Source organism: Salinivibrio sp. MA427 (assembly GCF_001996115.1).
GTDB classification, from domain to species: Bacteria; Pseudomonadota; Gammaproteobacteria; order Enterobacterales; family Vibrionaceae; genus Salinivibrio; species Salinivibrio costicola.
In genome coordinates this window covers 1-3,562 of sequence record NZ_MUFH01000261.1, presented here as the reverse complement: position 1 = coordinate 3,562, position 3,562 = coordinate 1, and the positions used below count along the sequence as shown (strand labels likewise).

General features: G+C 43.4%; 1 protein-coding gene. It reads right to left on the bottom strand.

The genetic code is table 11. The features are described 5' to 3' along the window. The coding region (locus BZG79_RS12940) for a nitrate reductase subunit alpha (RefSeq protein ID WP_077774597.1) at window positions 1-3,253 on the bottom strand (3,253 nt) is incomplete at its 3' end. Window positions 3,254-3,562 lie beyond the last annotated feature (309 nt).

Sequence of the window (3,562 nt, the reverse complement as noted above, 5' to 3'; positions counted from 1 at the left end):
GCTTCATACCCTGCACATTTTGCGTGGTTTTCAGGTTGACCGGCGGCTTATAAAGACAGTGCATTTCACCAAAATCACGCATCCATTGGTGATCTTGATAAAATTGTTGCCGACCTGTAATCGTACGCCAAGGAATTAGCTCGTGAACATTGGTATACCCAGCATTGTAAGAAACATGCTCGTCTTCTAACCCGGACCAAGTCGGTGAGCTAATAATTTTACGTGGTTGCGCGACAATATCTCTAAATCGAAGTTTCTCTTCTTCTTTAGGCTTGGCTAAGTGAGTATGATCAAGACCGGTAACTTTACTAATTGACTCCCAAGCCTTGACAGCTACTTGTCCATTTGTCTCCGGCGCTAATGATAAAACGACTTCTGCTGCGTCAATGGCTGATTCAATTTTTGGTCTGCCTTGGTTAACACCTGGTTTAATGTGCTTTTTATTCAACTCACCTAAGAATTTAACTTCGTCTTGTGTATTCCAATTAATCCCCTTACCACCGTTTCCTAGTGTATCCAGGAGTGGTCCTAATGACGTGAACTTTGCATAGGTATTCGGATAATCTCGCTCCACCATCATCATATTTGGCGCTGTCTTGCCAGGAATGAGATCACACTCTCCTTTCCACCACGCCTTAATGTCGAATGGCTGGGCTAGTTCACCAGGAGTATCATGTTGCATAGGCACGGTGACAATATCTTGTTCTACACCTAAGTGTCCTTCGCACTGTTGGGAGAAAGATTTTGCAATCCCTTTGAAAATTTCCCAATCACTTTTTGATTGCCAAACAGGATCCACAGCTTTAGATAAAGGATGAATAAATGGATGCATATCGGACGTATTCAAATCGTCCTTTTCATACCAAGTTGCGGTAGGTAGAACAATATCTGAATACAAACAAGTTGTAGACATTCTGAAGTCTAGTGTAACTAAAAGATCAATCTTTCCTTCAGGTGCACTATCACGCCATTTTATATCTTCAGGCTTCTCTTCCCCTTCCTCGCCTAAGTCTTTACCAAGCAAGCCGTGCTTGGTGCCCAGAAGGTGACGAAGCATATATTCATGACCTTTCCCTGAAGATCCAAGTAAATTAGACCGCCAGATAAACATGTTTCGAGGATAGTTTTTTGGATTGTCAGGATCTAAACAGGCAAATTCTAAGCTTCCTGCTTTTAATTGATCCACCGTATAATCTACCGGATCTTGCCCTTGCTCATGTGCATCTCGGCACACCTTCAAGGGATTTTTACTCAACTGTGGCGCTGACGGCAGCCAACCCATGCGTTCTGCACGTGAATTAAAGTCTATGATCGAGCCCTCCCAATCTTTTTTATTAGATAAAGGAGAGACAATTTCACTCATATGTAGCTTTTCATAACGCCACTGATCAGAATGTGCATAAAAGAAGGATGTGCCATTCATATGACGAGGTGGGCGACTCCAATCCAAACCAAATGCTAAAGGCTGCCAACCTGTTTGTGGACGAAGTTTTTCTTGACCTACATAGTGAGCCCAACCACCACCGCTTTGTCCAATACAACCGCACATGATTAGCATATTGATTAAACCACGATAGTTCATGTCCATGTTGTACCAGTGATTCAAACCAGCACCGACAATGATCATGGAACGACCACGTGTTTTTGCTGCAGTGTCAGCAAATTCATTTGCAATTTTAGTCACATCATTTTGGGGAACGCCTGTTATTTGTTCCTGCCAAGCTGGCGTATAGGCAAGATTATCGCTATAGGATTGTGCGCAATTCGGATCATCATATCCATTGTCAACACCATAGTTAGCAAGCGTTAAGTCAAATACAGTAGTGACCCAAGCTTCCGACTTATCGGCAAGCTTGATCTTTTTAGCCGGGATACGATGCGTTGTTACTTCATCATGAACTGTATGTTGGAAGTAGCCAAGTTCATGTTCATTGCCCCCAAAATATGGGAAATTTACGGTAATAATCTCATCGTGATCATCTTTTAAGCTCAGGCGGAGTTTCACATCACGATTCGTTGCACCATCACGTTGCTCAAGATTCCATTTAGCATCGCGTTCCCCCCATCGATAGCCAATCGAGCCTTTCGGCGACGTGAGCATATTTGATGACTCATCAATTGCAATGGTTTTCCACTCGGGGTTATTGTCTTGTCCAGCTTTGTCATCCAAGTCACTCGCACGAAGGAACCTCCCTTGCTGCAGACCTCCTTTTTCGGACGGTTCCAACATGACGAGCATTGGCATATCCGAATAACGTCGTACATAATCATCGAAATACTGTGTTGTTTTGTTGACATAAAACTCTTTAAGAATGACATGTCCGAATGCCATGCTTAGTGCGGCGTCAGTTCCTTGCTTGGGTGCTAACCATTGATCGGTAAGTTTAGCCACCTCAGAATAATCAGGGGTAATGCCAATTACTTTCGTCCCTTTATATCGCACTTCAGTTAAGAAGTGAGCGTCGGGTGTGCGTGTTTGTGGAACATTCGACCCCCAACACATAATATAATTTGAGTTGTACCAATCCGCTGACTCGGGGACATCAGTTTGCTCTCCCCAAACTTGCGGTGATGCAGGAGGAAGGTCGCAATACCAGTCATAGAAACTTAAGCAATTACCACCGATTAATGACAGATAACGTGCACCTGCCGCATATGAAATCATCGACATCGCTGGGATAGGCGAGAATCCAAAGATACGATCGGGCCCATACTCTTTGGCCGTGTAGACATTAGACGCACCAATGATTTCGTAGACTTCATCCCAGTGCGCGCGAACGAACCCACCCATACCACGTTTTTCTTTATATTCTCGTGTTTTTGTGGGATTAGTAACAATTGACTCCCAAGCGTCTACAGGGTTGGCATGCTGCTTTTTTGCTTCACGCCATAGTTTAATTAAGCGCTTACGAATTTTGGGGTATTTAAGTCTATTCGCACTATATATGTACCATGAATAACTCGCACCGCGTGGGCAACCTCGAGGCTCATGATTAGGAAGGTCAGGACGAGTTCTAGGATAATCGGTTTGTTGCGTTTCCCACGTTACAAGTCCATTCTTGACATAGATTTTCCAACTGCATGAACCGGTACAGTTGACGCCGTGAGTTGAACGTACAACCTTATCATGCTGCCAACGTTGCCTATAACTGTCTTCCCACTGGCGGGGCTCTTGCGTTGTCACGCCATGACCTTCAGAAAAGTTTTCTCTTTTCTGGGTAAAATAACGTAGCCGATTTAGAAAGTGGCTCATGCCTGACTCCTTTTCGATGGCTTAACTAGTAAACGGTTAACGTGATACGTTAAACTGCGACTAATCCTAAACTCGTTTTCGAATGTACTCTGTGTATATAAGTAGACGTCAAGTGCAGGTATTATGCAATACGGTAAAAACAGCAAAAAACAGACAACTACCCATAAAGGGGTATGAGTGAGTATCTAGTAAAAAACTTGATTTTCAATACAATAGACAACTTAGAAAGCAAATAGACGGACTGTATTATTATGACCAATTACTTAGAGGTAACCCCTGATGAGCAGGGTATAAACCGTTCTATTGGTA